The organism is Paenibacillus sp. Soil724D2, from assembly GCF_001427935.1.
Lineage (GTDB): Bacteria > Bacillota > Bacilli > Paenibacillales > NBRC-103111 > Paenibacillus_E.
In genome coordinates this window covers 462,966-486,790 of the sequence record NZ_LMRY01000045.1, presented here as the reverse complement: position 1 = coordinate 486,790, position 23,825 = coordinate 462,966, and the positions used below count along the sequence as shown (strand labels likewise).

Here is a 23,825-nt window from a genome sequence, read left to right as displayed (position 1 = left end):
AATAATGATTGACAAGTGGAAATAGTCATAATAATATTGAATTACAGTTATTTGTTATCACATGTTAATAATGATTAGGGATCAACCATGCGATTGGAGGTCTCATTTTCCTGAAGGGGAAAGTGAGGCCTTTTATTTTTGATGAAAGGATGGAGCAGAATGAGTGGTATCGCTTTGGAATTCAAGCAGGTAAGCAAAAATTACGGTGCGGGTATCGTCCTAGAGAACTTCAACCTATCGGTTCCCAAGGAACGAATCGTGACAATTATTGGTCCTTCGGGATGCGGGAAAACGACTATTCTCAAAATGATCAATCGCTTGATCGAGCCAGAGGCGGGGCAAATACTGTTAGAGGGGACGGATATTGGAGCTTTGGATCCGGTAGAGCTAAGAAGGAGTATCGGGTATGTGATCCAACAGATCGGCCTTTTTCCGCACATGACCATTGAGGAGAATATCTCCATCGTTCCCAGGTTGAAAGGTGAATCCAAGAAACAGCTTGTTGCTCGCACGGAAGAACTTCTCGAGCTCATCGGGTTAGAGCCTTCCTTGTTTCGCAAAAGATACCCGCACGAGTTAAGTGGAGGACAGCAGCAGCGTATAGGTGTGGCACGGGCACTTGCAGCAAATCCTTCCATCATTTTGATGGATGAGCCTTTTAGCGCATTAGATCCGATTAGCCGAGTTCAACTGCAGAAGGAGCTGATTCATCTCAATAAACATGTGAAAAAGACCATTGTCTTCGTTACACACGACATCGATGAAGCGCTTAAGATCGCCGATCAAATTATTTTGCTCAAAGATGGCAAAGTCGTTCAGGCTGCAACGCCAGAGGAGCTATTGAAACAGCCTGCAACCGCATTTGTCCGTGAATTCGTAGGGCAGGAAAGATTTCAACCCGTGGTGGCTGAACGTACGGTCGCCAGTGTGATGGACAATATTCTCTCCATGAGACCGCATGTAGGTATCTCGGAAGCTTTGCGTCAGCTTCAAGACAATCAAGTGAGAGACATCATCGTGACATGTTCGGAGAATAAATTTCTTGGCATTGTCGGCATTGATGACCTCAGTCAGCGAGTTAGCGTGACGAACGCTTCTACAACAAAAGTGGAAGATATCATGCGAACGGATGTGCCTAGTGTCGGAGAACACTCACCGATTGCTCAAGTATTCAGCCTTTTGAATAACTATCACATCGTTCCGGTTGTCGACGAGGCGCAGCGCTTGCTTGGAGCGGTAACGCAAACTAGCTTTATTAAAGCGATTGCCCATTCATTCGATAGGGAAGAGGTGATTGCATGAATCAATTTTGGAATACGGTGCAAGCGGATTGGCCTAAGATTGTGCAGAAAACAGGTGAGCACATCGAGCTGTCCCTCATTTCGGTCATTCTTGCTTGCCTCATTGCCATACCGTTTGGCATTTATCTGACGACACACAAGCGATTAGCGAATGGGGTAATCACGGTTGTCTCCGTGATACAAACGATTCCGAGTCTAGCATTATTCGGATTTATGATCCCGTTAGTTGGCATTGGTACGAAGCCGGCGATAATCGCTTTGACCTTGTACGCCTTGCTCCCTATTTTACAAAACACCTATGTAGGCGTTTCTAGTGTGACACCATCGTTGATTGAAGCAGGTACAGGGATGGGAATGACTCGGTGGCAAATTCTGTGGATGGTTCAATTGCCTATCGCGCGAAGCTTTATCATGGCAGGCGTTCGTTTAGTGGCTGTGCAAACCATCAGCTTAGCTACAATTGCAACATATATAGCCGCAGGAGGTTTGGGGGACATCATTACACGTGGGATTGCCATGATCAACACGAACACCATTTTGGAAGGCGCCATTCCGGTGTCTCTGCTAGTTATTATCGTTAACTTATCACTTCTGGGATTAAATCGTTGGTTAACGCCGAAAGGCTTGCGTCACCAAACAAAAATATAACAGGTACAACGAAAGGGGATCATTTCAATGAAATTCCTAAAACAACAATCAGGCAAAAAGCAAGGGTATTGGCTTCAAAAAACGGCAACGATTGGGCTAGCAATCGCTTTAACAGCGGCTCTTACCGGCTGCTCCAAATCAGCCTCAAGCTCCTCGGATACGATCAAAATCGCGACCAAAGGATTTGCGGAATCTGACATTTTGGCAAATGCGTTTAAACTTTTAATTGAAAATGACACAAAACTTAAAACGGATATTACCAAATTAGACAACTCGCTCCTGTGGAGCGCAGTGAAAGAAAATAAAGTGGATACCTATGTGGAATATACGGGGACAGCACTGATCAACATTCTCAAAGCTGAAGCGGAGTTTGACCCACAAAAAGCTTTTGACAAAGTGAAAAAAGACTTGAAAGAGAAAAACCAGATCACGGTTCTTGATCCAATTGGTTTCAATAATACTTACGCTTTTGGCTTACGTAAAGAACAAGCAGAGAAATTTGGAATTAAAACAACGTCGCAGCTTGCTGCGAAATCAGGCGAACTCATCTTCGGAGCCAGTGAAGAATTCATCAACCGCCCAGATGCATGGCCACCCATTCTAAAAACGTACAATCCAAAGTTCAAAGAGATTAAAACGATTCAGAATCCGGGTCTCGCTTACCAAGCGATCGATCAGAAGTTAATTGATTCGATGATTCTATTTACGACAGATAGCCAAATTACGGTGAAGCCTATTGTTGTTTTGGAAGATGACAAACATGTGTTCTTACCCTACTATGCGGTTCCATTAGTACGTGATGCTGTCCTGAAAGATCACCCTGAACTGAAAACTGTCCTGAATAAGCTAGCTGGAAAAATTACGGATGCAGAGATGCAGAAATTGAACAGCGAAGTTGAATTGAAACAAAGACCAGCGCTGGATGTAGCCAAAGAATGGTTGCTTTCCAAAGATTTAATCAAAAAATAAATTCGAATCCAAGGAGGATGACAGATATGAGTAAAGTGAAACGGCAAATGGCGCTTGGCGCGATGATGTATTTTCCAGCTGGCGAACATATCTCTAGTTGGCGGCATCCGAAGGCTGAAGCTGAAGGACTGCTCGATTTTAATTATTATAAACGCATTGTGCAGACGGCAGAGCGCGGGAAGTTTGATATGTTCTTTTATGCCGACGAGCTGTATGTCTGGGATCGGTTTGAATCAGGTATTAGTCATTCTAACAGTATCCGGCCAGAGCCGTTTTCACTGTTATCCGCGTTGTCAGTCGTGACGGAGCATATCGGTTTGGCTGCTACAATTTCGACTACCTATAACGAGCCTTATCACATTGCAAGAAAGCTAGCTACACTGGATTATTTGAGCAATGGTCGCGCAGCATGGAATATTGTGACTTCCCAGACGGATGAAGAGGCTAGGAACTTTGGTAAAGAGAAGCATTTGCAGCATGCTTTGCGATATGAACGTGCCAGCGAGTTTGTCGATGTGACACAAGGATTGTGGGATAGCTGGGAAGACGATGCTTTACTTTTTGACAAAGCTAGCGGGTATTTCGCAGATAAAGATAAGCTGCATAATCTCGATTATAAAGGGAATGACTTCTCTGTTCGAGGTCCATTGAACGTAACAAGACCGCCACAGGGACACCCGGTTCTGATTCAAGCGGGTGCCTCGGAGGCAGGGAAGGAGCTTGCCGCTGCCAAAGCGGAAGTTGTCTTCGCGCCAGGCTCAACCTTTGCTCCCGGCGGTTCGCTTCAAGATGGTCAGCGGTTATATGAAGATATAAAAGGCAGGATGGCCAAATACGACAGGCACCGAGACGAATTGAAGATTCTGCCGGGGGTTATGCCTATTATCGGGCGAACGGAGTCAGAAGCCAAAGAACAGTTAGCGATTATTGAGGAGCTAACCCCTCAGCAGTTGGGGTTAGATTTGCTATCACACTATCTAGGGCAGGACATTTCATCTTACCCCTTAGACGAACCATTGCCTTTCTTGCCAGAGATTGATGATTTCAATCAAAGCAAGAGTGGTCTCGAGCGTATTCGAGAGCTTCTGAAGCAAGAACCGTTAACACTTCGTCAGCTGTACCAACGAATTACGAACAAAAGAGGCTTTGCTGGAACACCGGAACAAATCGCGGATCATCTCGAAGAATGGTTTGTTCATGGTGCTGCCGACGGTTTTAATATTGCCTTCCCACATTTACCAGGTAGTCTTGATGACTTTGTGAATTTGGTTATTCCAGAACTGCAACGCAGAGGGTTGTTCCGTACCGAATACACCGGAAGAACGCTGCGAGATCATTTATATTTACAACGGCCTGCTAATCGATTCAATTCAGTTCGTGTATAAGGAGAGGGATTTTAATGGCACATGTTGACCCACAGTGGTCTTTAAGAGACGGTAACCGCACGGGATGGCAGATTCGCGCTGAGATTAGTCCGAGATGGATTCGGGTTATCTTCAGGGGCGTAACGGTTGCAGATAGCAAGCAAGTTCTGGTCGTTACAGAAACAGGGAAGCTGCCGGTTTATTACTTCCCTCGCTCTGATGTTCGTACCGAACATCTTGCATTAGCGGCGTATCGAGAAGATCATGCAAACAAAGGAGAAGCAGATTACTGGGATATTCACATTGGTGATCAAACCATTGAACGGGCTGCTTGGAGCTATTCAGATCCTAGTTCAGAGAGCGGGTTCTTGAAGGACTATGTCTCTTTCGTTTGGAAGAAAGCTGACGCTTGGTTCGAGGAGGAAGAAGAGATTTTCGTACATGCGCGAGATCCATATTCCAGAATTGACGCTATCCCGAGTTCTCGACACATCCAGGTGATCGTGGGAGGCGAGCTTGTTGCCGATAGTCGACGTCCCGTCATCCTCTACGAAACGGGACTTACTCCGCGGTACTATTTGCCCAAAGTGGATATAAGACTCGATCTACTTACCGCTTCGGATAGCGTGACGCGATGCCCTTACAAAGGGACAGCCTCATATTGGTCAGCATCGCTTGGCGGGAGAACGTTCAAAGATGTGGTCTGGAGCTACGCTGAAGCTCTACCTGAGGTTCACGAAATAGCGGGCTTGCTAAGCTTCTATAACGAAGAAGTAGATGCGTTAATGATTGATGGAGAGAAGTGGTCCTTGGAAGAAAAAGACCGACTTCCTTATAAGCAAATTGCACTCACTCATGAAAGTTCATGAGATCTTACAGAGTAGGAAGTGCGAATGATGTCCGAGCATAAATCTGCGATCGCCGGGTTATTCGCTGTAGCCATGATTTGGGGTGTTACTTATGTACTAAGCGCTTATTTGCTTCGTGCTTTCTCACCCGTATTGTTATCTTTCTTGCGAATCTGCGTAACAGGAACTTTGTTATTAGCTGTATCTAGGACTCAAGTTATTCAGCATCCGACAAGGAGGGAATGGCTGCTGCTCCTTGGATCTGCCGTCTTTTTTACATTGATTCAGCAGCCTTTATATTTTATTGGTCTTCAATTTTCTACAGCTGCTAATGCGTCTTTGATTTATGCGGTGGCACCCTTAGCCACACTATTCTTGGAAGTTATTTTTCTGAAAACAAGATTTAGTTGGATGAAGGTTGCTGGAGCATTATTTGGTTTTCTAGGTGTCTTGGTGATAGTTGGTTTCAACGGTCTGTCATTGCATGTTTCGATAGGTGATTGGTATCTGCTTATTGCGATGCTTGGTTTTTCAATCAGTGTGTTGTTTACACCGCATCTATCTAAGAGAATGTCGCCTTTTTCAATCTCGTTGTATTCCACGATGGTTGGAGGTGTGCTGATGGCTCCTTTTGTCGCGGGAGAGAATTGGTTTGGACATTTGGATATGCATGGAGATCTCTTTATGTGGTCACTGCTTGTAGCAGGCGGACTTCTTAATGTCTTGGCTGGATTATGGTGGATTCGCGGCGTAGCAATCGTGGGTCCAGGAACAGCGTCTCTATTTAACAATTTACCGCCATTCATTGCCATATTGACCGGTTATTTATTCCTTGGCGATGCCATTCATTTGACTCAGATATGCGGTGGGATTTGCATCTTGATAGGTGTATTTACCTCCAATAGATCGTTGGTTAAGCAGGTCAAGCGAAATCGGCTGGAGTCGGAATTTGAAGGGAATTAAATAGAAGGACAGACCTGTGAAATCTTGTACATGTCTGTCTTTTGAGCTTTACACACAACCAGACAGCTATCGAAGTATCTACTCCACATGGAAGAGGTTATGGCATGATGCTTGATTTAATCCTAAGAGGCAATATCGTTTTGGAAAATGAAGTTTTCTATGGGGAAATTGGTATCAAAGAAGGCAAAATTGACAGAATTGCCGACGTAGGTCAGCTGCAAGCATTAAGCGTACAAGATTTTGGCCAATGCCTCATCTTTCCAGGCATGATCGATGCTCATGTACACTGTTTCAGCAATCCGCTGGAAGGGTTTGTGACGACTTCGGCCTCGGCTGCGGTTGGTGGGTTAACGACGATTCTAGATATGCCGTATGATCTGCCTGAGCCGATTCATAACGTAACTGAATTTCAGAAAAAAGTTCAAAGGTTAGAGCAAGAAGCGCTGATAGACATTGGATTATGGGCAACCATCGCGAAGACAGGTGGGACTCAGCAGATTGTTCCATTAGCGGAAGCGGGAGCCATTGCTTTTAAAATGTCGACGTTTGAGACCGATCCGTACCGTTTTCCTCAGATACCGGATTCAGAAATAATGAAAGCAATGGCGCTGATACGTCAAACTGGCCTTAGAGCTGCGTTCCATGCAGAAAACGATGAAATCATCAAAAATCTTACCGAATCTTACCTGCAAGAAGGACGAATTGATCCTAGAGCGCATATGGAAACAAGACCTCCGGTCACAGAGACGAGTGCGGTATTGAAGCTCATGGAATTTGCTTATTGGACGGGGGTTAAGCTTCATATTGTCCATGTCAGCCATCCAAGAACAATTGATCTTATTATGATATATAAGCAGATGCTAGTTGATGTGACCGCCGAAACATGCTATCCCTATTTGCTTTTAGATGTTCATGATCTGGAGCGATATGGCCCTAAAGCGAAAAATAATCCTCCGCTGCGACTGCCTGAAGATGTGGAAGGAATGTGGGAACATCAGCTCCAAGGGCATATTGATCTAATTACTTCTGATCATGCGCCTTGGGGAACAGATAAGAAGGATATTGGAGAACAGAACATATTTGATGCAGCATCCGGCATGCCAGGGGTGGAAATAATAGTTCCCTTATTGTTTGAATGGGCAGTAATTAAAGGGGGGATATCTCCTGTTGTGTTTGCCAAATGGCTGTCGCAGCATCCTGCTGAAATCTTTCAAATTCAAGGTAAAGGCAAAATTGAGAGTGGCTATGACGCGGATTTTACCGTGATTGATCCGGACCAGACGTGGGAGATTGATGAGCATGCTTTTAGATCCCATTCGAAGTTGTCGCCTTTTCATCAGCGCGAGGTTCAAGGGAAAGTAGTCCATACCATTGTACGTGGAACAACGGTTTATGATGGGTATGAAGTAAAGGTAAAGCCCGGTTTTGGCCGATTTATCGCTGGCTCTGCCGTGAAAAAGGAGGTTTACCTATGATAGAGCGGCTTCCTACACAACCCAGCAAAGAACGAATCGCCGAAGATATTCAAAAACTCGCCACTTTCGTTGATCCTAATAAACCCGGCTGGACTCGAAGACCCTTTACTTCTTGGTATGAACAAGGAAGAGTGTGGCTGAAACAGCAAATGCAGGACTTAGGCATGGATGTAAGATACGATGCTGCATCCAATCTAATTGGCACTTTGCCGGGTAGTGATGAATCCCTTAAGCCGATTCTCGTTGGTTCTCATACGGATACGGTGACAGGCGGAGGTCGATTTGATGGAATCATCGGTGTAGTGGCCAGCTTGGAGCTAGTTCGTGTTCTACAAGAGTCGAGAACCAGATTAAGGCATCCGCTAGAAGTGGTCGATTTCACAGCCGAGGAGCCCAGTGAGTTTGGTATATCGACGATTGGCAGCAGGGCCATGGTGAATAATTTATCCGAGGAAATGCTGCTAAGACAAGATCCTAACGGATTGGTTCTAAAGGAAGCCATTCATTGGGCCGGCGGTCAGCCTAATTTTATATCTCAACTTTCTCGCAAAACCGGTGATGTTGCCATATATCTGGAGCTACACATTGAACAAGGGCCTGTACTGGAGCAATCCGCTATGAAACTTGGCGTCGTTACCGGCATAGTGGGCATTCATCGCTATCGGATTATCGTAGAGGGAGTTCCAAATCACGCAGGGACGACACCAATGACGATGCGATCGGACGCGTTGACCAGCGCTTCAGAGCTCATTTTAGAACTGGAAGCGATTGCGAGACAACCGTATTCGGACCCAGTTGTAGGGACAATCGGACGGCTGCAAGTGGAGCCCAATGCTTCCAATGTTATCCCAGGCAGGGTTGTTTTTGAGTTGGAGATCAGATCGCTAAGCGTTGAGATTCTCGAACAAATGCTTCTTATCTATAGGGAAAAAGCGAATCAGATTGCAGAAGTGCGAGGGGTTCATATCAGTTTCGACAGCTTGTCGAAGTCAGAACCAATCCGTGTTGACGTTGAAGTGCAGCAAGTCATTCGCGAAGCGTGCTCAGCTACGGCATCTACGATCAGCTTACCTAGTGGAGCAGGACATGATGGGAATCAGTTGTCCCGCATTGCTCCAATCGGGATGATTTTCGTTCCAAGCAAGGAGGGACGCAGTCATTGTCCGGAAGAGTGGACTGACTATGAAGACGTAACGCTTGGCGTTTGGGCATTGATCCGATCTGTTATTACATTTGACCAAAAGCTAGATAGCTAATATTGGTTCGTTACAATTATGCATATTGGAAAGGAAGATGTTCATGGAACGAATAACAGCGGCAAGAGGCCTTGAGCTTCGTTGTAAGGGTTGGCGCCAGGAAGCATTGCTTCGAATGCTAGAGAATGTGCTGGAAAATGGCGAGAACCAAAAAGAGCTCATTGTGTATGCGGCTCTAGCAAAGGCAGCAAGAAATTGGCCGTCTTACCACGCTATCGTAAGAACGCTTAAGGAATTGGAAGAGGACGAAACCTTAGTCATTCAATCAGGCAAACCGATCGGTATTTTTAAAACGCATCGTTTTGCTCCCCTTATTGTGATGGCGAATTGTAATTTGGTAGGGCGCTGGGCCACAAGCGAGAACTTCTACCGTTTGCAGGAAAAAGGATTGCTGATTTGGGGCGGCTTAACAGCGGCAGCATGGCAATATATTGGGTCTCAAGGTGTCATCCAAGGAACCTATGAAATCTTCCAAAGCATTGCTAGACTTCATTTCAATGGTAGTCTCGCGGGGAAATTCATTTTAACCGCAGGTTTAGGCGGTATGGGAGGAGCTCAGCCTTTAGCAGGAACCTTGGCAGGAGCTGCAATTCTATGCGTCGAGGTGTCCGAAGACCGAGTAGATCGACGCTTGCAAACGAACTATTTGCAGCGTAAAACGAGGAGCTTAGATGAGGCACTATTGTGGATTGAAGAAGCTGTCGATAATCTACATCCCGTTTCCGTAGGATTGACCGGCAATGCGTCTGACATTTATCCAGAGCTTGTACGTCGCGGGATCACACCAGATATTGTGACTGACCAGACGTCCGCGCACGATCTCGTGTATGGCTATGTGCCGTCCGGGTATCGGGTGGAAGAGCTGGAGGAAGCTAGGGCGAACGATCCAGAGCAGCTGCAGCGTGATGCAGGCGCATCAATCGCTGTAGAAGTTGAAGCGATGCTGGAGTTGAAAAAACGGGGTGCTATCGTTTTTGACAACGGGAACAATATTCGTTCACAGGCGAAGGAGTATGGCGTCCAGAACGCTTTCGACATCGATATTTTCACCGAGGCCTTCCTTCGGCCGTTATTTGCAAGAGCGATTGGACCATTTCGTTGGGTCGCTCTTAGTGGAGAACTAAGCGATATTCACGCTATTGATGAATTTATTTTGGAAGCTTTCTCAGATAACGAAGTCATTGCGAATTGGATTCGCTTAGCGCGTGAACATGTCCCCGTAGAAGGACTGCCAGCTCGAATCGGTTGGTTTGGGCATGGCGATCGTACGAAGCTCGCACTAGCCGTGAACCAAATGGTACGGGAAGGTAAACTTCAAGGACCAATTGCCTTCTCACGTGATCATCTTGATGCTGCTTCCATGACACACCCGAATATTATGACAGAGCGCATGAAGGACGGCAGCGATGCGATTGCAGACTGGCCGCTCTTGAATGCGATGCTGAATTGCTCCTCGATGGCCGACTTGGTGACGATCCATTCGGGAGGAGGCGGTTATGCCGGTTATATGACGAGCGCTGGTGTAACGTTGGTAGCGGACGGATCTACCGAAAGCGACATTCGCTTGGAAACAACATTGAATAATGACACGGGATTAGGGGTTCTACGTTATGCGGATGCCGGTTATGAAGAATCTGCAGACGAAGTGCGCCTCAAAGATATTCGCTGGATTAAAACGAATTAATGGCAGCTTTCTCAATACATTCAAATAACCATTAGGAGGAATAGAAATGCGTATATTAACAGAAGAAGATGTGTGGGCAGCAGTAAGAGGAGGCTCCGTTTTCGCTTGCGGCGGCGGAGGTTGGGTCGATCATGGACTGCAAATAGGACATGCGGCCGTATCCATTGGTCAGCCAAAGTTGGTGTCGGTTGATGAACTTCCAGATGATGCCATCGTCATTACAGCGACAGCAATTGGTGCTCCGGCTGGAACTAATTGGCAGATGCTGGGAACTGATTACATTAAAGCCGTGAAGCTGCTGCAGGAGAACTATGAAGGCAAAGTTATAGGCGTGATGACCCCGCAAAATGGGATGTCAAGCACGATTAATGGCTGGCTGCCTGCTGCGCTGCTCGATCTAGTCGTGGTCGATGCTACTGGCGATATTCGGGCTCATCCTACAGGCAAAATGGGTTCGATGGGACTAGCTGCGCTGCAGGATTATGAAACAATTCAAGTTGTTGTTGGCGGCAAGCGGGAAACGGGTTCTTATCTGGAGCTCGTCGTCAAAGGTTCTCCGTCCAAGACATCAAACATTCTACGCACAGCGGCTGATCAAGCCGGTGGCTTCATCGCATCGGCGCGTCATCCGCTACCCGCTTCTTACATTAAGAAGCATGCCGCTATCGGTGGTATTTCCATTGCCCTTGATTTAGGTAAAGCAATTATCGCTGCGCAGCCTAAGGGCGCGGATCATGTGATTGACACCATTGTAGGTAAAACAAAAGGGACTATTCTCGGTAAAGGCATCGTTGTTAAACGCGATGTCCATTATTCCGGCGCTTTCGATATCGGGACAATCGAGGTTGAAGTGCCTGGTGATACGTTAATCCTTCATGTTATGAACGAATATATGGCAGTAGATGGCAAGGATGGTAAACGTTTAACCACATATCCGGATGTGATCACAACATTATCTGCTGAAACGGGTCTGCCTGTAAGTGTGGGGCATGTAGAGGTTGGAGCCGAACTCGTTGTTTTATCCATTAATAAACAATATGTCCCATTGAGCTCCAGTGTGAAAGATCCGACGGTCTATCCCGAAGTTGAAAAGGCGCTTGGCATCTCGCTTGCTGAATACGCATTAGATGGCATTCTCGTGTAACAGAGACTTGTAGACCAGAGCAGCAGGGGGGAATTACGCAGATGACGAATCAGCTGGAATATACACTTGTTTTAGACGGGAAAAGTCTAACTATCGAAGATTTACAAGCAGTTGCTGTTCATAGAGTGAAGGTGGAAATTGATGAGTCATCTTGGGAACTGCTCGAAAAATCGCGCCGATTTGTTCTGAAGAAAGCAGAACTGGACGAACCTGTTTATGGATTCAATCGCGGTGTTGGACTCAATAAAGATCGAATAATCGAAGCCCAAGCATTCGAAACGTATAACCGGAACCTATTGTACGCGCACGCTGCAGGCATAGAGCCGTATGCGTCTGAAGAGCAGGTTCGTGCCGTCTTATTAGCACGTCTCAATTCCCTGCTCGTCGGACGAACGGGCATAGCGCCGGCTATCGCAAAGCAATATGCCGATTTCTTGAATGCCGGCATTCACCCGCTACTGCCGCTTCGAGGCTCTGTCGGCGCGGGCGACATCACGCTGCTGTCGCATCTCGGTCTCGCTTTCATCGGCGAAGGCGACGTGATGTATGCCGGTGCGCGCACTTCCGCAGCTGCAGCGTTAGCGCAGGCGGGGCTAACGCCCGTTCGCCTCGGAGCCAAAGACGGTCTGGCGATCGTCTCCTCGAATGCGGTCGCCGCAGGCACGGGAGCGCTTGTGCTCTATGCCTGTGAGCAGCTTCTTGAGCTCGCTGATTTGGTTTACGCGCTCTCCCTTGAAGGGCTGCAAGGCCATGTGACGCCGCTGGACCCGAGTGTCCAGCGCTATCGGCCTTATGCAGGTCAAAGCAGCAGCGCGGAGCGGGTTCGCCGATTTTTAACAAATAGCGGACTTTGGCACAAGGAGTCCGCTAGCCTTCAGGATCCGCTGAGCTTCCGCAGCGCCTGCCATATTCACGGCGCAGCGTTAGATGGCCTGCAGGTTGTGAAAGCCGCGCTGCATATTCATTTGAATGCATCCGATGACAACCCATGTGTGCTTGAGGAGGAAGATCGCATCGTTTCCTGCGCGAACTTCGAGCCTCTGGCATGGGTGCTCGGCTTTGAAATGCTGGGCATCGCCCTCAGCCACGTATCCAAGAGTGCTTGCTTCCGCACAATAAAACTCGGATCGCCTTCATTTACGGGTTTAAGCCGCTTTTTATCTCCCGATGAGAGCACGATCGCATTTAGCACGATTCAGAAAACTTTTACCGCTCTCGATGCGGAGATCCGTCATTTATCCAATCCATCTTCGGCAGACTACTATTCGTTGGCCGGTGATATGGAGGATCATAGCAGCAATGCCCCTTTTGTCGTTAGTAAAGTGGGGGAAATCATAGATCGGCTGTATTATATAGTAGCCATTGAAGCTATGCACGCCGTGCAAGCTATTGACTTGCGAGCGGGAGTTAAGCTTGGTCAAGGTACACAAGCAGCTTACGATGAATTTCGTACGGTTGTTCCTTTTTTAGCGAAAGACCGTAATTTAACAGCTGATATTCAATCCGCCTATCAACTATTGAAAAGCGGGAAATTATTAACGAGAGTTAGGCAATCATTTGCCATGTTAGTGGTTGAGTATTGAAGGAATTCGGTAAGAGCAGACGAATATAAAGGAGGTGAGTATGAGTACGAATTACGAGGTGCGACCTATGAATGGAACACAAACATTAAGCCGAGCACTTGATATTTTATTTGCACTTGCTGAAGCCGATGGATCTTTATCCGTTAGCGACATTGCCCAAAAGGTTTCTATTCCGGAAAGCTCTACGTACCGATTTCTACAGACCTTGGAGCAAAACGGTATCGTTGAACGTAGGAGCAAAGGACAGATTGGACTAGGCATGCGAATTCTGGATCTTGCTAGAAGCTTGAGTCAGCAGGTACATAGAGAGCTTGTGCCGCTTTCGCTCCCGATTATGGAGGAATTGACAGCAGACACGAATGAAACTTCTCTGTTATTTATTCGCTCAGGAACGAATGCCATCTGTATACAAAATGTTAAAAGTAAGGCTCTTATTCAATATTCGACCGAAAACGGACGAATACTTCCCTTACATTTGGGGGCTTCGAGCAAAGCTATTTTAGCTTATGAAAGTGAAAAAGTTATTCAAACGGTGTTAGAAAAACTGCCAATTGAAGCTGATCATAGGTTATTACTAGAGGATATGAGAGCAATTCGCGAGCAGGGCTTTGCGTTAAGTCAAGGTGAGGCGGATCCGGACGTATTTGCTGTCGGAGCACCTGTTTTTGACTCCCGAGGTACATTAATTGCCAGTTTGTCGATTGCCGGTCCGAAATATCGCTTTGATGAGGTTCTTAAAAAGAAGTCAATTAAAGCCGTAATGGTCTCGGCAGAGCTTGTATCACGCAAATTGGGGGGGACGGAAGAGTAGAGGAAGCCATAATGAAAAAAGACAACCTGGGTGATATTATCCCCTTATAGTTGACAGTGAAGAAAAGTCCATTGGTACAATGGACTTGAAAGCTGCTAACCGAAGGGGATTTTTTCATGGTAAAAAAGGGACAATTATTTATCCAATACACGGAGCAATTAAAAGCGAAGTCATTCGTCTTTATGAGTCAGGGGTAAGTTCTCGGGAAGTAGAATGAATTCCCAAAAAGAATGGATCAACAAAATACCAATTGAAGAGACCAAAAAGGACAGTACGAATGTAATCATCGTCTGTCCTCTGTGCAATCGATAATTTTATTATTGTACTATTTTTAGATGCTACTACTTAGTACTTTTGGAAATGTCCTCTCCGAACCATTTGGTTGAAATTTTGGCAAACGTACCGTCAGCATGCATGTCATTAAGCGCTATATTGAAAGCCTTAACTGTTTCATCATTGCCTTTCGTGAATGCAAACGAAGCCGTATCAACCTCCTGGGATCGATCTATGATTTTTATTTTTAGATCGGGACGATTCTTCTTCAAATCAAGAAAGTAAAGATTGTTATATATAAGAGCGTCCACACGTTTCGTCTTCAGAAGTTCAACGGATTCGCTGACCTCGGGTACCAAGATGGCGCCGTACTTAAGGGCGAGCGCTCCTTGCACAGACTCGGCCAATCCGTTCGTCTTCTTGCCATTCAAATCCTTGAAGCTCTTAATGTCCTGATTTTCTTCCAACACAATTAGCGTCAGATTGGAGAACTGGTATGGATTGGAAAAATCATATTTTTTCTTTCGTTCCTCTGTAGCGGTCAATTGGGGAATTGTGTCGAATCGTCCAGCGTCAAGGCCAGAGAACATACCGGCGAACTCGACTACGGAGAATTTGATTTTGATGCCAATGCGTTTTCCGATTTCATTGGAAATATCGATATCGAACCCCGTCAGACCACTGCTGTCTTGAAAAGAGTACGGTGGATATGTACCGGTCGTCGCAACGACAATCTCTCCTTTCTGCTTCAGCTTTTCAAGCGCATTCACCGCGCTTTCGCTGTTATTGCTGCATGCTGTTACTATTAACAAAAGTACAAATAGAATAGTCGAGTATATCTTTTTCATATAATTACAATCCTCCATTTCATTGTGCTTCCTATGAATTGCTCAGCTCATATTAGCCCCATTAAATTTCCATGTCATAGATTTAAAAAGTTAGGGAGTAGCCCTGGCGAAAGGCGCTTTACAAAGTATTGAAGCCGCTCATTACGAGTATTGGTAAAAATATCGGCGGGTGATCCGCTTACCTCAATTGAACCAAGATTCATGAAGATGACGCAGTCTGCTACCCGACTTGCGAACTCCATCTCATGGGTCACAATGACGATAGTCATCCCCTCGCGAGTCAGATCTTTCATCACTTCTAGCACCTCGTCAACCAATTCCGGATCAAGTGCGGACGTCGGCTCATCGAACAGCAGAATCTTTGGTTCCATCGACATTGCTCTCGCTATGCCAACCCGCTGTTGCTGCCCTCCTGACAATTGATGAGGATAACGATCCTTATACGGACCCAATCCTACCTTTTCCAATAACATTCTGGCTCTGGCCATTACATCAGCCTTGTTCTGTTTTCTAACGACTAACGAGCCGACCATCACGTTCTCCAGTGCAGTCATGTGCGGAAATAAATGATTTCCTTGAAACACCATACCCGTCTGCTGACGGAAGTTTAGGATGGTACTCTGACTAAGCTTCGTAGGTGTCGAGAAATCAAGCGAGTATTCGTCCAGCCGGATTATACCTTCCGAAGGAAGCTCCAATAAATTCATGCAGTTTAAAAGTGTCGACTTGCCGGAGCCTGATGGTCCAATGATGACTGTCGTCGTACCTTGCCTGATTTCAAAATGGATGTCCTTAAGCACCTCAACATCTCCAAAACGTTTGTGCAGGCGTTCGATGGTCAATAACATGATGCCTCCCCCCTCTGACTAAGATTTAATGTGTATAAATTTCTTTTCCATCCGGCTCTGGCCAATTGTCAATAAAGAGCACAGCACAAGATAGAAGGAGCCTGCAATCAAATAGAGCAGCATCGGTTCAAAGGTGGAGGACGCAATCAGCCTGGCTGCGCCGAACAAGTCTGGGATCGTCACAAGCGCAGCGAGAGAGGATGTCTTGAATAACGAGATAAACTGGTTGCCGAATGACGGAATGCAAACCCGTATTGACTGGGGAAGGATTACTTTCGTTAAAGTCTGGCTTCGGGACATGCCCAAGGCATATCCCGCTCTCCACTGGCCTGTAGGAATCGACTGGATTGAGGCTCTGATGATTTCCGAAGTGTAAGCCGCTTCGGAGATTGTTAAACTGATAACAACGCTGAGAAAAGGCGACAGGATAATTCCGATGCTCGGAAGCCCATAGAAAATAATAAACAATTGAACGAGAACTGGCGTGCAACGTATAATCCAAACATAAATACGCGCTGGCTTGTGTAAGTAGGATTTCGTCGATAAGCTCGCGAACGCAACGAAGAAAGCAAAAAATAACCCTAGGGCAAACGAAACAATGGACAACGGAATCGTAAAATAGATAGTCCCTTTAAACATGGGCAGTATTGAAAAGGAAATGATTTCTAATATGCGGTCAAGTCGATCAAGTGTCATGCGAACCACCTTTAATTGAATGCGATAGTAAGTAGCTTAATACACTCTAAAACAATACATAAACTCGGATTTGAGTCGTGTAACAGCAGCGTTCTTGTAACCACTCCGTTCATTTGTTATAATTACCATTATTTCTATCGGATTAATAAATTAATAAGAAGCGAGGTTGTTTATATGATACATTTTAAAAATAACACTTACCGATGTACCTCTGAGATTGTACTTCGATTGGTAAGCGGTAAGTGGAAAATAGCAATATTAAGCTTTTTATCAAGGGGTCCTTTGCGGTTTAATGAGTTACAAAGACTGTTGCCCGATGCGACCCAAAGGATGCTCACCATGCAATTAAGAGATCTTGAGCGTGACGGGCTGGTCATTCGCAAAGTTTATCCGGTAGCGCCCCCAAAAGTTGAATACTTTCTATCTGATTTAGGGAGTCAGATGTTTCCTATGCTCAAAATGCTCTGTGAATTTGGAACCATTTATGTTGACCACTTTCATCTTGAAGAATCGGACTTGAATCATAAACACGCATGAGAGTCAAAGTTTTTAATTCGGGTTCATCGAATTAAAAACTTTGTACCGAACCCCTTACCTGAAATCTTGGCCGCTTCAATTTCATCCTCTTCCACACTGTCAAGCACAATCACGTTCTCGGGATAGAGCTTGCCAAGCAAAGCCCATAACACGAGGTCGTTTCCCCCGGCAGTGATAAAATGAATTCCTGAGTCGTTCGTTACTAATCCCGCTAAACGGAGTATGTCCCATGCATGGTGTTCACTGATGCTCGTTGGATTCACTGGAACTGTTCCAGAATCCGGCTTGGAGGTCGTCTTCGGACGATACATAAATCGATGGCCTCTAAAAGCCTGACCAAGGTCAACAACATAATTAGCAGAACCGAATTGCAAGCTGATTTGAAGAACGATACGATCAGAACCATCGCCGCCTACGATAATCTGAGCTTCACTGGCGTCCCCCAATTCTTGATTGCGGAATTCAAGCTGAATGGCGCTACTCGTGCCTGCCATACTACGAGGTGCAGAATAATAATCATGATATTCATAGTCGAAAGCAACAGCAGCAGGCTCGTCTGAGGTCCCGTTCAAAACCGTCTGCACCGGATACCAGTGGAGAAGATATCTGGGAGCCACCGCCACTGAGGCTCCCAAGCTTGCTGGCAGTATGGTTCCCAATCGATATTGAAAACCATAACCTACTGTGGACAACCCAGAGCTTAATACGCTTTGCGCATATTTGATCAGTGCTTTATGCGAGATTTTTCTTACCATCAATTCTGTGAGAAATTCCGTACGGGCTTGCTCTAGAAATCTTAAGCCCTTAGCATTTTCGCTTTCCTTGACTTCGATCGGCACTTCCTCCCAGTTATCAAAAGGGATAAGAGCATCTCTCAATAGTACGAATTGATGCAGTAATTCATTAAACAGCTGCATAACCTCCGGACCTCCTGTGGGTCCAAAGAGCAATGCGTTTGCCTTTGGTGTCAACAAGTGATGATCACAATGGCTTCTGAATTTCAAGTCGTTAAGAACTGATTCCCCATACTGTTTGAGTGACCTTTTTTGCGAATTGAGCTCGCGGGCCCAATGCGTTAAACCCTCACCTATACGTTTGGCTTGTAAGGTAAGCTCAGCTCCAGCCTTATCCTCAAAGGACAGAGGGCCAAGTGGTAAAACTGATTCTCTCCCGGAAATCGCCAGATTTGCCTGGAGGTTTTCTAATAACGTCTCCGGATCAGCCATTTCTCCAAGTTGAACGATTATCGCCTCCAAAAGCTTATCTAATTCAATAACAATATCCTTAGCGCGGTACACGCCACTGGGAAGATTCCAATCAACCCTCTTGTTTTCTTGTTGCTTTATGGAATCGATAGAGAATTTGCCGATTAGCGGTTCTATATCGATACTAGCCCCCCATACAATGCTCCTATTTTCCAAAGTCAATCGATATTCCGACATATTACTTGCACCTCACTTTCTTATTTTTGTATAGTGTAGCAACCCCGATTTCTTTTGAATAGTACGCACATTTTTGTATGAAAGGATTCATTTTGTACGATAGGATCAACTTTGATATCGCAAATTAATATGGAAACAACGAAGTCAAACTTCGCTGTTGACAATAATGTAGAATAGTGGTAACTTTATTAAACAAATAAATCACATAGAATTAATCGGAATTAAATAGCTGACTGGTCATCCGGAAGCATGGATATTGAATCCATGCTATTTTTATTTCCAAAAAAGGAGTGGATATGAAATGGGTGAGCAGAATTCTACATATGGGTCCGAACAAAACAGTCGAGAACTATTATGAGGAGGAAACGTATATGATCCAAACAAACATCATGTTTAATCAAGAATTGGTGAACGTGAATTTAATAGGCACTGATCACAAACTCTTACCTTCCTTACTCCATGCTTTGAAGACAAATAAGATAACTTTGGGGAATATTCAAAAACCTCTTGTACAAGTTGATTTATATAGTTCTGAAGCCATTCTCTATTCAGAAGAAGGGGACAAATACAGGGTTCCATTATTTTGAAATTGGCTGCAGAGGTGATGATGATGAGTGGATTAAACCGGCGAATGATTCTAAATCTTGTGTTACAAAATGCGGGCTCCCATCGGGGAGCTTGGCGTCATTCAAGTACGAAACTGGAAGAGATTCATACCATTAAGCATTTTCATCGATTGGCACAAAAGGCGGAAGCTGCACGAATTGACACACTGTTTATCGCAGATGGTCTGTCTATTGAGGCGAAGGCTGTTCAATATGGCCCCATTTTTGGCTTTGAACCGTTGACTTTGTTATCCTCCATTGCCACAGTGACCGAGAAGATCGGCTTGATTGCCACAGTCTCTACGAGCTTTAATGAACCTTATAATGCTGCAAGACTATTTGCTTCACTTGATCATATCAGCGGAGGGCGGGCCGGGTGGAACATGGTGACCACGGGCGTGGAACGAACGGCTTTTAACTTTGGTCTGCAGCAACTCCCAACCCATACGCATCGTTATGAGAGAGCTAAGGAATTCGCGGAGGTTGTCCTCAAATTGTGGGATAGTTGGGAAGAAGACGCATTGGTTCAGGACAAAATTTCAGGAATTTATGCGGCAGTCGACAAGGTTCATGATATCCATCATCATGGAGCCTATTTTTCCGTACAAGGTGCATTAAATATTATGCGCCCTCCACAAGGCAGGCCGCTCTTGGTTCAAGCAGGTGCTTCTGACGAAGGTAAGAACTTGGCTGCTCAATATGCGGAACTTATTTTTACTGTTCAAAATACGTTGGAGGATGCCAAGATCTTTTACCAAGATATCAAAATGAGGACGGCTAAAGCGGGACGATCTCCTGACAGCGTCAAGGTATTGCCCGGTCTACTTGTTATTGTCGGTAGAACGGAAGCGGAAGCGAAAGAGAAAGCAAGTGAGCTGCGGCAGCTGGGTTCAATCGAACGATCGGTGATGTCACTTTCTAACTTGTTGGGGATCGACTATTCTGTTTATTCGCTGGATGATCGATTTCCTGAGCTGCCCGATTCTAGCCAAGTCAATGCATACCAAACCTTTTATCAAATGGTAAAAAAAATTGTAGAAAGAGAAAAGCTGACGATAAGAGAATTTCTCGAAAAGTATTGGGTAGGAAATGGTCAGCTTAGTGTAGCGGGTACCCCTGAGCAAGTTTCCGATGTCATGGAGGATTGGTTCAAAAGCGGTGCGGCAGATGGATTCAGCGTCATGCCGCAGCTAGCATTCGGTGGAGTGGAGGATTTCCTTGATCTAGTTGTTCCCGAATTGCGGCGTAGAGGGTTGTTCCCTGAGACTTATACCGGCCAGACTTTGCGTGAGAATCTGGGTTTCAGTTGACTCTTAAGTATCTTATTTTGGGGGTTAAACGATGACTGTCACGAACATTTCAAATTATCCGAATGGACACTTGTTGGTCGATGTTCATTGGGTAGAAGCAAACAGAAAATCTTCCGATGTTATCCTCTTGGATGCCAGAGCCCAAGGTTATGAAGCCGGGCATATTCCAGGGGCAATCCAGCTTAATGCTAAAGATTTAAAAGATGGTACCCGCCATACGTTTGTTTCCGCGGATGTTGTTAAAAGTGTGTTGGAAAAAAGCGGAGTAAGGGATGGGACTACCGTTGTGGTATACGATGACGGTATTGGAGTTCTTGCGACGCGCGTCTTTTATGTGCTGGAGTATTTTGGACTCAAGGATCAAGTGAAATTGCTGAATGGCGGTTATACCGCTTGGGCTGCAGCAGGCAAAGAGTTATCGACGGAGACACCTACTGTGTTAGAGGGCACAATCAACATTTCTACAGATGCACTGCTGGTAGTTATAAAAGAGAGAATTCAAGAGGGGTTGGAGAATAGCATCCTGCTGGATGTTCGCTCGGTCGAAGAGTATACAGGAGTGGAGCAGCGAACCAATCGTAGAGGGGGTCATATCACAGGAGCGATCCATAAAGAGTGGAAAGAAGCGCTCGGTCCGGCAGATGATAACGGTGTTGTAAGATTCAAGGATTATACGACTTTAAGGCAAGAGTTCGAATCTATAGGTCTAAGATCGGATCAAACGATTGTTCCTTATTGCCAGTCGAATCAGCGAGGTGCGCATACCTATTTTATTTTGCGATTGATCGGCTATTCTGATATCCGACCCTATGAAGGAGCTTGGGACGAGTGGGGCAATTGGGAGCATACCGAGGTATTTAAATAGAAATATTGAATTTTAGGATAGAAAAGACCAATTAGACGCTCTTTCATAGAGATGGTAAATTTATCAAGATAGACAATACCGATATAACCGCTATGTATTATTGGATATTGGAGGGATGAAACTATGATCTTGAAGATTACAGCTGCTCCAGAGGATGTTCGAAGCAGAGACTCAGAGCAATTGATCTGGGAACTCAGCACGGAACTGGGAGTGCTCTATGACTCTGATGGAAGCGCAGGCTTCAATCCATCTGACGTCGAAGTGCCGCGTGCTGCTTTTGTGGTCGCCCGAATTGAAAGTATTCCAGTTGGATGCGGTGCGTTACGGCCATTGGATGACTCTACGGTAGAAGTCAAACGGATGTATACTCGCGCCAATTACCGACGTAAGGGAGTGGCGCAAGCGATTCTTTCCGAGATTGATCGCTTGGCGATTGAATTTGGCTACAGCAGCATTAAGTTGCAGACCGGCCCCAAACAACCGGAAGCGGCTGCGCTCTATGAACGGGTTGGATATTACCGTATTCCAATCTTCAGCGGAAATTGGGATCTTGTGCTTGCCTATCAGAAGGACTTGGTGCACGTTCCCGGCAAAACAAAATGAAGGGGACTTCTGCATAGAACCGGACAACCGGAGACGAACAATTCATTTGTTTTGTCTCTTTTTTTATATGGTGGTCCCGAGGGAATGAAAAACTTTTATGGAGGGATGACGATTATGAGCATTCAAAAAACAAAAGGAATTTCGCAGGAAAGAAGGGAGCGGGCTTTTCAGGAAGCGTTAACTTACCAGCAATTTATTAACAGCGCAAAGGTAAATGTTGATAGACTTCAACTGAATTTCGAACAGTACACATTGAGCGAGCAAGAATTAGCTTATTTCGAGGGGCTTTCAGGGCAGGTGAATGTCTTGGTGCTGGCCCACGACTGGTGCGGAGATGTTGTTGCGAATTTACCGCTTTTCGGTAAAATCGAACACGAAACGGGTAAGTTGAAGCTGCACATTCTACTGCGGGATCCAGACAATCAAGATATTGCTGCCGCTTATCTGCACGAAGATGGGCGAAATCATATTCCAACCTATGTGTTTTTTAATGGTGCGGGAGAGGAATTAGGCTTGTTCATAGAACGCCCCGACCAAATAACTGATCTAAGCAGCGGTTGGAAAGAGGATTTTTGGAATCTTCATCCAGAATGGGACGGACGGGGTAAGGCACTTTCCGAGTTGGATGAAGACGTAAGGAAATCGTTGTTCGATTATTTAAAAGAACAACGCCCACAAGCTCGCGAGCAGGAAAAGACTGCAATTATCGAAATTATCCGTTCCATTCTCGGTTAAGTCGATAATTACTACTGGGAAGGGGAAATAAGTGTGGGAGATAGAAATAAGCTGTGTGACAGTATTCTCGATTTGATCGGTCAAACTCCGATGGTGCGTATTAATAATCTTGCAAGTGAAGATGATGCAGAGATTTATCTAAAGTTAGAATCGTATAATCCTGGCGGGAGCGTTAAGGATCGTACGGCGTACGGGATCATCCGGCAAGCCGAGAAAGACGGTCTGTTAAAGCCCGGCGGTACGATTATCGAACTTACAAGCGGCAATACAGGGATTGGACTGGCTTCAATCGGGGCGGTTCTTGGCTATAAGAGCATCATCTTTATCCGTGAGAAATACAATAAAGAGAGGTTTGACCTTCTGCACGCGTTCGGTGCCAAAATCGTCACTTTCGGAGCAGATGAAGATATTAATGCAGTGAAAGAGCGAGTGGAGAAGCTTCATCAAGAAGTGCCCAACAGCTTTATCGCCAAGCAGTCAGAGAATCCTGCCAATCCAGCGATTCACCGGTTGACGACAGCCGAGGAAATTTTGGAGCAAACAGATGGAAGATTGGATGCCTTCGTGGCTACATCAGGAACAGGCGGTACGATAACGGGTGTCGGTGAACGACTTAAAGAAACATTGACTGATGTGAAGGTATATCTCGTTGAAGCTGAAAATTCTAAAGTCCTTGAAGGTGAAGAGCCTGGAGAGCATAACATATACGGGATTAGCCCGCCGCAAATTCCCGAAGTTATTAATACGAAAATTTTGGAAGATATTATCCATATTTCTGACGAAAACGCATGGCAAACGTCAAAGGATCTGGCACGTAAAGAGGGCATTCTTGCCGGCCCTTCAACTGGGGCGGCAGTCTGGGCAGCCATTCAGGTAGCGCGTAAGCTCGGCAAAGGCAAACGTGTGGTTGCTCTTGGACCAGACACCGGCGAGCGCTATCTAAGCATCGGTTTATTCGATGAAGAAACACCCGAAAATAAACAGGCCGAGTTCAAGCTGCTCAATGCCCAATAGGAG

Annotated in this window: 23 protein-coding genes; 19 read left to right on the top strand and 4 right to left on the bottom strand. The window is 45.6% G+C overall.

Going from position 1 to position 23,825, the window contains the following annotated elements; genetic code table 11:
• Window positions 1–159 precede the first annotated feature (159 nt).
• The 12 genes from ASG85_RS28895 to ASG85_RS28840 all read left to right on the top strand — a co-directional run bounded on the left by ASG85_RS28895 (window position 160) and on the right by ASG85_RS28840 (window position 14,046).
• A complete protein-coding gene (locus ASG85_RS28895) occupies window positions 160–1,302 on the top strand; it encodes an ABC transporter ATP-binding protein (RefSeq protein WP_057306004.1) in 1,143 nt (380 codons plus the stop codon).
• Window positions 1,299–1,949: an ABC transporter permease gene (locus ASG85_RS28890; RefSeq protein ID WP_057306003.1), complete on the top strand. Its 651-nt coding sequence runs from the start codon at window positions 1,299–1,301 to the stop codon at window positions 1,947–1,949. The genes ASG85_RS28895 and ASG85_RS28890 overlap by 4 nt, the downstream gene beginning before the upstream one ends.
• Window positions 1,950–1,976: 27 nt before the next feature.
• Window positions 1,977–2,918 carry a glycine betaine ABC transporter substrate-binding protein gene (locus tag ASG85_RS28885; RefSeq protein ID WP_057306002.1) on the top strand — a complete coding sequence of 314 codons (942 nt, stop codon included), beginning with the start codon at window positions 1,977–1,979 and terminating at the stop codon, window positions 2,916–2,918.
• Between the two features lie 26 nt (window positions 2,919–2,944).
• Entirely contained in the window at window positions 2,945–4,303 is a 1,359-nt protein-coding gene (locus ASG85_RS28880) for an LLM class flavin-dependent oxidoreductase (protein WP_057306001.1), read from the top strand.
• A gap of 14 nt (window positions 4,304–4,317) precedes the next feature.
• Window positions 4,318–5,151, top strand: a complete 834-nt coding sequence (locus ASG85_RS28875) for a DUF427 domain-containing protein (RefSeq protein ID WP_057306000.1) — start codon at window positions 4,318–4,320, stop codon at window positions 5,149–5,151.
• 24 nt (window positions 5,152–5,175) lie between these two features.
• Window positions 5,176–6,093, top strand: coding sequence for a DMT family transporter (locus ASG85_RS28870; protein ID WP_082562451.1), 918 nt, complete (start codon window positions 5,176–5,178; stop codon window positions 6,091–6,093).
• A gap of 104 nt (window positions 6,094–6,197) precedes the next feature.
• Entirely contained in the window at window positions 6,198–7,568 is a 1,371-nt protein-coding gene (locus ASG85_RS28865) for a dihydroorotase (RefSeq protein WP_057305998.1), read from the top strand.
• Entirely contained in the window at window positions 7,565–8,824 is a 1,260-nt protein-coding gene (locus tag ASG85_RS28860; RefSeq protein WP_057305997.1) for a Zn-dependent hydrolase, read from the top strand. Before ASG85_RS28865 ends, ASG85_RS28860 begins: the two co-directional genes overlap by 4 nt.
• 43 nt (window positions 8,825–8,867) lie before the next feature.
• On the top strand, window positions 8,868–10,508 hold the full coding sequence (locus tag ASG85_RS28855) for a urocanate hydratase (protein ID WP_057305996.1): 1,641 nt from the start codon (window positions 8,868–8,870) through the stop codon (window positions 10,506–10,508).
• 46 nt (window positions 10,509–10,554) lie between these two features.
• Window positions 10,555–11,652, top strand: a complete 1,098-nt coding sequence (locus ASG85_RS28850) for a DUF917 domain-containing protein (RefSeq protein ID WP_060648517.1) — start codon at window positions 10,555–10,557, stop codon at window positions 11,650–11,652.
• 41 nt (window positions 11,653–11,693) lie between these two features.
• Complete coding sequence (locus ASG85_RS28845) at window positions 11,694–13,235, top strand: HAL/PAL/TAL family ammonia-lyase (RefSeq protein WP_060648516.1); 1,542 nt, start codon at window positions 11,694–11,696, stop codon at window positions 13,233–13,235.
• Between the two features lie 40 nt (window positions 13,236–13,275).
• Window positions 13,276–14,046 carry an IclR family transcriptional regulator gene (locus ASG85_RS28840; protein WP_235549382.1) on the top strand — a complete coding sequence of 257 codons (771 nt, stop codon included), beginning with the start codon at window positions 13,276–13,278 and terminating at the stop codon, window positions 14,044–14,046.
• Between the two features lie 341 nt (window positions 14,047–14,387).
• Here ASG85_RS28840 and ASG85_RS28835 read toward each other — a convergent pair whose 3' ends face one another.
• From ASG85_RS28835 to ASG85_RS28825, 3 genes are all read right to left on the bottom strand, one after another.
• Window positions 14,388–15,167 carry a transporter substrate-binding domain-containing protein gene (locus ASG85_RS28835; protein ID WP_063860432.1) on the bottom strand — a complete coding sequence of 260 codons (780 nt, stop codon included), beginning with the start codon at window positions 15,165–15,167 and terminating at the stop codon, window positions 14,388–14,390.
• A gap of 74 nt (window positions 15,168–15,241) precedes the next feature.
• Window positions 15,242–16,015, bottom strand: a complete 774-nt coding sequence (locus ASG85_RS28830) for an amino acid ABC transporter ATP-binding protein (RefSeq protein ID WP_060648514.1) — start codon at window positions 16,013–16,015, stop codon at window positions 15,242–15,244.
• An 18-nt stretch (window positions 16,016–16,033) separates the two neighbouring features.
• The gene (locus ASG85_RS28825) at window positions 16,034–16,711 is read right to left on the bottom strand and encodes an amino acid ABC transporter permease (RefSeq protein WP_060648513.1); all 678 of its coding nucleotides are present in this window, start codon (window positions 16,709–16,711) and stop codon (window positions 16,034–16,036) included.
• A gap of 174 nt (window positions 16,712–16,885) precedes the next feature.
• Here ASG85_RS28825 and ASG85_RS28820 point away from each other — a divergent pair, with 174 nt between their 5' ends.
• A complete protein-coding gene (locus ASG85_RS28820) occupies window positions 16,886–17,248 on the top strand; it encodes a winged helix-turn-helix transcriptional regulator (RefSeq protein WP_060648512.1) in 363 nt (120 codons plus the stop codon).
• Window positions 17,249–17,271: 23 nt separating this feature from the next.
• On the opposite strand, the gene ASG85_RS28815 is transcribed toward ASG85_RS28820, so the two are convergent.
• Window positions 17,272–18,690 carry a hypothetical protein gene (locus ASG85_RS28815; protein ID WP_060648511.1) on the bottom strand — a complete coding sequence of 473 codons (1,419 nt, stop codon included), beginning with the start codon at window positions 18,688–18,690 and terminating at the stop codon, window positions 17,272–17,274.
• A gap of 371 nt (window positions 18,691–19,061) precedes the next feature.
• Here ASG85_RS28815 and ASG85_RS28810 point away from each other — a divergent pair, with 371 nt between their 5' ends.
• The 6 genes from ASG85_RS28810 to cysK all read left to right on the top strand — a co-directional run bounded on the left by ASG85_RS28810 (window position 19,062) and on the right by cysK (window position 23,822).
• Window positions 19,062–19,277: a hypothetical protein gene (locus ASG85_RS28810; protein ID WP_156396883.1), complete on the top strand. Its 216-nt coding sequence runs from the start codon at window positions 19,062–19,064 to the stop codon at window positions 19,275–19,277.
• Between the two features lie 23 nt (window positions 19,278–19,300).
• Entirely contained in the window at window positions 19,301–20,605 is a 1,305-nt protein-coding gene (locus tag ASG85_RS28805; protein WP_060648616.1) for an LLM class flavin-dependent oxidoreductase, read from the top strand.
• A 31-nt stretch (window positions 20,606–20,636) separates the two neighbouring features.
• Window positions 20,637–21,470, top strand: coding sequence for a sulfurtransferase (locus ASG85_RS28800; RefSeq protein WP_060648509.1), 834 nt, complete (start codon window positions 20,637–20,639; stop codon window positions 21,468–21,470).
• Between the two features lie 123 nt (window positions 21,471–21,593).
• Entirely contained in the window at window positions 21,594–22,073 is a 480-nt protein-coding gene (locus ASG85_RS28795) for a GNAT family N-acetyltransferase (protein WP_060648508.1), read from the top strand.
• A 114-nt stretch (window positions 22,074–22,187) separates the two neighbouring features.
• A complete protein-coding gene (locus ASG85_RS28790) occupies window positions 22,188–22,808 on the top strand; it encodes a thioredoxin family protein (protein WP_162257294.1) in 621 nt (206 codons plus the stop codon).
• Window positions 22,809–22,835: 27 nt separating this feature from the next.
• Entirely contained in the window at window positions 22,836–23,822 is a 987-nt protein-coding gene (cysK, locus tag ASG85_RS28785) for a cysteine synthase A (protein ID WP_414858800.1), read from the top strand.
• Window positions 23,823–23,825: the final 3 nt, after the last annotated feature.

What these genes read in the sequence shown, in the direction of transcription:
- ASG85_RS28800 (WP_060648509.1), top strand. Translation starts at nt 20,637, where the DNA reads ATGACTGTCACGAACATTTCAAATTATCCGAATGGACACTTGTTGGTC.
- ASG85_RS28880 (WP_057306001.1), top strand. Translation starts at nt 2,945, where the DNA reads ATGAGTAAAGTGAAACGGCAAATGGCGCTTGGCGCGATGATGTATTTT.
- ASG85_RS28850 (WP_060648517.1), top strand. Translation starts at nt 10,555, where the DNA reads ATGCGTATATTAACAGAAGAAGATGTGTGGGCAGCAGTAAGAGGAGGC.
- ASG85_RS28870 (WP_082562451.1), top strand. Translation starts at nt 5,176, where the DNA reads ATGATGTCCGAGCATAAATCTGCGATCGCCGGGTTATTCGCTGTAGCC.
- ASG85_RS28795 (WP_060648508.1), top strand. Translation starts at nt 21,594, where the DNA reads ATGATCTTGAAGATTACAGCTGCTCCAGAGGATGTTCGAAGCAGAGAC.
- ASG85_RS28790 (WP_162257294.1), top strand. Translation starts at nt 22,188, where the DNA reads ATGAGCATTCAAAAAACAAAAGGAATTTCGCAGGAAAGAAGGGAGCGG.
- ASG85_RS28815 (WP_060648511.1), bottom strand. Translation starts at nt 18,690, where the DNA reads ATGTCGGAATATCGATTGACTTTGGAAAATAGGAGCATTGTATGGGGG.
- ASG85_RS28890 (WP_057306003.1), top strand. Translation starts at nt 1,299, where the DNA reads ATGAATCAATTTTGGAATACGGTGCAAGCGGATTGGCCTAAGATTGTG.
- ASG85_RS28835 (WP_063860432.1), bottom strand. Translation starts at nt 15,167, where the DNA reads ATGAAAAAGATATACTCGACTATTCTATTTGTACTTTTGTTAATAGTA.
- ASG85_RS28875 (WP_057306000.1), top strand. Translation starts at nt 4,318, where the DNA reads ATGGCACATGTTGACCCACAGTGGTCTTTAAGAGACGGTAACCGCACG.
- ASG85_RS28820 (WP_060648512.1), top strand. Translation starts at nt 16,886, where the DNA reads ATGATACATTTTAAAAATAACACTTACCGATGTACCTCTGAGATTGTA.
- ASG85_RS28885 (WP_057306002.1), top strand. Translation starts at nt 1,977, where the DNA reads ATGAAATTCCTAAAACAACAATCAGGCAAAAAGCAAGGGTATTGGCTT.
- ASG85_RS28805 (WP_060648616.1), top strand. Translation starts at nt 19,301, where the DNA reads ATGAGTGGATTAAACCGGCGAATGATTCTAAATCTTGTGTTACAAAAT.
- ASG85_RS28810 (WP_156396883.1), top strand. Translation starts at nt 19,062, where the DNA reads ATGATCCAAACAAACATCATGTTTAATCAAGAATTGGTGAACGTGAAT.
- ASG85_RS28830 (WP_060648514.1), bottom strand. Translation starts at nt 16,015, where the DNA reads ATGTTATTGACCATCGAACGCCTGCACAAACGTTTTGGAGATGTTGAG.
- ASG85_RS28865 (WP_057305998.1), top strand. Translation starts at nt 6,198, where the DNA reads ATGATGCTTGATTTAATCCTAAGAGGCAATATCGTTTTGGAAAATGAA.
- ASG85_RS28855 (WP_057305996.1), top strand. Translation starts at nt 8,868, where the DNA reads ATGGAACGAATAACAGCGGCAAGAGGCCTTGAGCTTCGTTGTAAGGGT.
- ASG85_RS28840 (WP_235549382.1), top strand. Translation starts at nt 13,276, where the DNA reads ATGAGTACGAATTACGAGGTGCGACCTATGAATGGAACACAAACATTA.
- ASG85_RS28845 (WP_060648516.1), top strand. Translation starts at nt 11,694, where the DNA reads ATGACGAATCAGCTGGAATATACACTTGTTTTAGACGGGAAAAGTCTA.
- ASG85_RS28825 (WP_060648513.1), bottom strand. Translation starts at nt 16,711, where the DNA reads ATGACACTTGATCGACTTGACCGCATATTAGAAATCATTTCCTTTTCA.
- ASG85_RS28895 (WP_057306004.1), top strand. Translation starts at nt 160, where the DNA reads ATGAGTGGTATCGCTTTGGAATTCAAGCAGGTAAGCAAAAATTACGGT.
- ASG85_RS28860 (WP_057305997.1), top strand. Translation starts at nt 7,565, where the DNA reads ATGATAGAGCGGCTTCCTACACAACCCAGCAAAGAACGAATCGCCGAA.